4 protein-coding genes are annotated in these 3,379 nt (G+C 43.6%); all 4 read left to right on the top strand.

All coding sequences use genetic code 11. The annotated features are described in order from the left end of the window. The coding region (locus WC659_07260; GenBank protein MFA4873694.1) for an RHS repeat-associated core domain-containing protein at positions 1-1,457 on the top strand (1,457 nt) is incomplete at its 5' end. 15 nt (positions 1,458-1,472) lie between these two features. Continuing rightward, on the top strand, positions 1,473-1,835 hold the full coding sequence (locus WC659_07255; protein MFA4873693.1) for a hypothetical protein: 363 nt from the start codon (positions 1,473-1,475) through the stop codon (positions 1,833-1,835). A gap of 422 nt (positions 1,836-2,257) precedes the next feature. Beyond that, on the top strand, positions 2,258-2,503 hold the full coding sequence (locus WC659_07250) for a hypothetical protein (GenBank protein ID MFA4873692.1): 246 nt from the start codon (positions 2,258-2,260) through the stop codon (positions 2,501-2,503). Positions 2,504-2,548: 45 nt separating this feature from the next. After that, positions 2,549-3,064: a hypothetical protein gene (locus tag WC659_07245; protein MFA4873691.1), complete on the top strand. Its 516-nt coding sequence runs from the start codon at positions 2,549-2,551 to the stop codon at positions 3,062-3,064. Positions 3,065-3,379: the final 315 nt, after the last annotated feature.

Genomic DNA, 3,379 nt, shown 5'->3' with positions numbered 1-3,379 from the left:
ACACCTACGACTCCGTCGGCAATATCACGCAAACCGTAGATAACTCCCTCACCGATACGGCTAAAACAATGGTCTACGGCTATGATGACCTGCATCGCCTTACCTCCGCTATCGCCACCAATGCCACCTCCACCAGTCCCGGGAATTTCACCCAGATATATGCTTACGATGCGATAGGGGATATCACCAATAAGTCAGACATTGGAAATTACCTCTACCAAGGCACCAACTACGCTAATCCCCACGCGGCAACGTCAGTGGGTGGCGTGACCTATACTTATGATAACAACGGTAATCTTACATCAGACAGCACGTGGACGCATTCATGGAACTACGCCAACCAGCTTACCCAATCCCAGAAGACCGGCTCCACCGTCACCTACCAGTATGACCATACAGGACAAAGGACCAAGTACTATGACGGCGCCAGCGGCTACGCCCGCCACTATCCCAACAAGCTCTACAATATCAAGCAAACCACGGCAACCAAGCACATCTACGCGGGAAGCCAGCTGGTTGCCACCGTGGAAGGCTCAACCCTCCAGTACCTCCACACCGACCACCTCACCGGCTCGAACGTTGCTACGAACAGCACCGGAGGCATGGTACAATTATTGGACTACTACCCCTACGGATCAATGAGGATTGATTGGAAATACGGCTCCTTCGACGAGCAGAGGAAGTTCACGGGGCATGAGTTTGATAGGGACACCAATTTAACTTACGCCAATGCGAGATATTACAAACAATCGATAGGACGATTCTTGTCGCAAGATACACTTTTCCTTGATCTCGGAGACGAGCTGAAGGTGCTGGTTGCATACGACCGGATTCATTCGAAGATCCTCCGGGACCCGCAACAGCTGAATTCCTACAGTTACGCCCGGAACAATCCATTGAAGTATGTAGATAAGGGTGGAGAGGCGGTTGATACAGTGGTAGATGTAGGTTTTATTGTTTACGACTTGTTCAAAGTTGGTCAAGCAATTTTCAAAGGTGGAGACGTGAAGGGTGAGCTAACGAGTTTAGCGCTTGATGTGGGAGGGGCATTGGTGCCGGGGGTGACAGGACTCGGTGTCATAGCACGAACGACAAGGGTGGCGGATAAGGCTGCGGATGCAGCGAAAGCTGTTAACCGAGCGTCGAATCTCGTGCCCTCTGCCAACAACTATAGAGAGGTTTTCCAGCGAGCCTTTGGGCAACTCTCCTCTAATATGCAGATTCACCATACTTTGCCACAAAAATATGAGGCATTGTTTAAAGAAGCTGGAATTAATATACATGAGCTTCCATACTTGCGAGCCGTGCCTATTGAACATCACAAAAAGATCAGTAGCGAGTGGTTAAAATGGGATAAGGCGAACGAAGGAAATGTTACCGTTGAAACGGTACAAGATTTTGCAAAACAAATCGAACAAAAATACGGTGATAATTATTTAAAGCCAGATGTTGATTAAAACTAAGTAACTCTTATGAATACCATGAATGCGTTAGAAAAACAATTTTACTCAGAAGTCAAAGAGTCAATAGATTATTACTTGGATTTATTTGTGAAGAGTGTAACAAATCCGAAAGCCGACAATCTTTGGATGGATGATAAGGAAAAGATTGCTTATCAACATCTTCAAAAGATAAATTTATCACAAAAAGATATAGAGGCCATTCGGAGCGTCATCCATGGGATTTGTGTTGGCATAGTTCACTCACTCTTTGTCTCGATTGATGGCGGCACAGCTTTATCAGACCATGGGAAGGCTCTGGAGTTGATTGATAAGAAGATTAACAAATCTTTAACGGATGGGGCATTACATGAAAATTTTATGGAGTATTTTTGAGAAGGTTAGTTAGGGTTAATTATGTTGGCTGATATTTTCACTGCCTGGAAACTGAACAACGCATTGCACGAGTTTAACTCTCCTGCGGTTAGTTCACTTATTGCAGAAGTTGAATAAAAGTTACAACGTAAACTCCCGGAAGAGTTGAAAGAATTCTACAAATTTAGTAACGGTGCAAGTTTACTTCGTGGAAATCTAAATATACTACCTTTGATTGGTAATAAACATTCATTCGGGCTCGTTAATGCAAGTGAACACTCCGTGAATGGCAGTGGCAAATACCCGAAGAAGTTATCATTTTTGGAGACAATGGTTCAGACGAACAATTTGGTATATGGTTGCCAGCTAACGAGGAGGTTGCTCATAATCCGGTAGTTGAAATCGGAGAAATATTTGAACCAAAGTCAATGACGATAGTTGGTATGACACTTGAACGGTTTTTTCGTACTTGGACCAGTTACTACTTGCTTGTTACTGACTTCCCCAATGAACAAGCGCTTAATGCAGTAGGTCTACCACCAGAGTTGAGAACTGAAAATCCAGATGAAAAAACCTTTACGCAAATCATCAAATTCTTCGACCCAAAGCTCCCGGACTATAATCCTGACCCGTATACAAGGCCTTTTGATGTAGTTGGGATAAGAAAACTTTTACACTCTACCTTTTAATAAGACAGCCGAATTTGAACGGATGTGGTAATCTATAAAAATCATATGGAACAAACAATCACAAATCCAGATGTCAGTACGCAGTCAAAGCGACTAAAATTTATCACGATTCTCATGATCGTATTGGTTTGGTTATTCGCGCGTACTCTTTTCGATATTCTTCGTTATCAAACGGTATCCGACTACAGTATACTCAATCATTTTGGATTCGGTGCATTATATATAGTTTTTGCTCTCGCAGTATTGGTTGTTACGGGTAGTGCAGTGGTTTTCGTATTCAAAAAATACCCACGAGCATTCCCAATAGCCGTGACGAGCATCGTTCTCTATTTGTTCTTTACGGCCATCATGTTTGTCATTTCATTCACTCATGCCGATTTGGCAAAGGACGCATATGTCATAAGTCGTGAGGCTCGTGGACTTGCGGTACGTCGGGAAGCGCTTGATTTTACTTTTTCTCCGGTGGGCATGGCGGTAAACTTTGGCATTTACTTTGCAATCTTTATTGGATTGTTGGTAGGATTATTTAAGAACAAGCAACACTTTAACCGAATTACCTGACGAAAAATCTAGAAAATTAATCCAATACATCCATACCGACCACCTCACCGGCTCGAACGCCGCTACGAACAGTAGTGGAGGCATGGTACAATTATTGGACTACTACCCGTATGGCAGCATGAGGATAGACTGGAAATACGGAACCTTCGACGAGCAGCGCAAGTTCACAGGGCATGAGTATGACATTCGCAGTATTTTCCAGTCAAGGAATGAGCCCCAAATCAATAGTCACCAGGGACTGTGATTTTCAATAGCGCGTTAAAAGTTTTTTCTCAATTTCTCAAATAAGGCGGCCTTTGCTTTTTTCATCTCCTC

The sequence above is a fragment of the Patescibacteria group bacterium genome (assembly GCA_041645165.1).
Taxonomy (GTDB): domain Bacteria; phylum Patescibacteriota; class Patescibacteriia; order 2-02-FULL-49-11; family 2-02-FULL-49-11; genus 2-02-FULL-49-11.
The sequence above is the reverse complement of the archived record's forward strand: the minus strand, read 5'-3'. Positions and strand labels throughout refer to the sequence as shown.

Excerpts from the sequence above, each read along its gene's own strand:
- WC659_07245 (MFA4873691.1), top strand. The coding sequence starts at position 2,549 with ATGGAACAAACAATCACAAATCCAGATGTCAGTACGCAGTCAAAGCGA.
- WC659_07255 (MFA4873693.1), top strand. The coding sequence starts at position 1,473 with ATGAATACCATGAATGCGTTAGAAAAACAATTTTACTCAGAAGTCAAA.
- WC659_07250 (MFA4873692.1), top strand. The coding sequence starts at position 2,258 with ATGACACTTGAACGGTTTTTTCGTACTTGGACCAGTTACTACTTGCTT.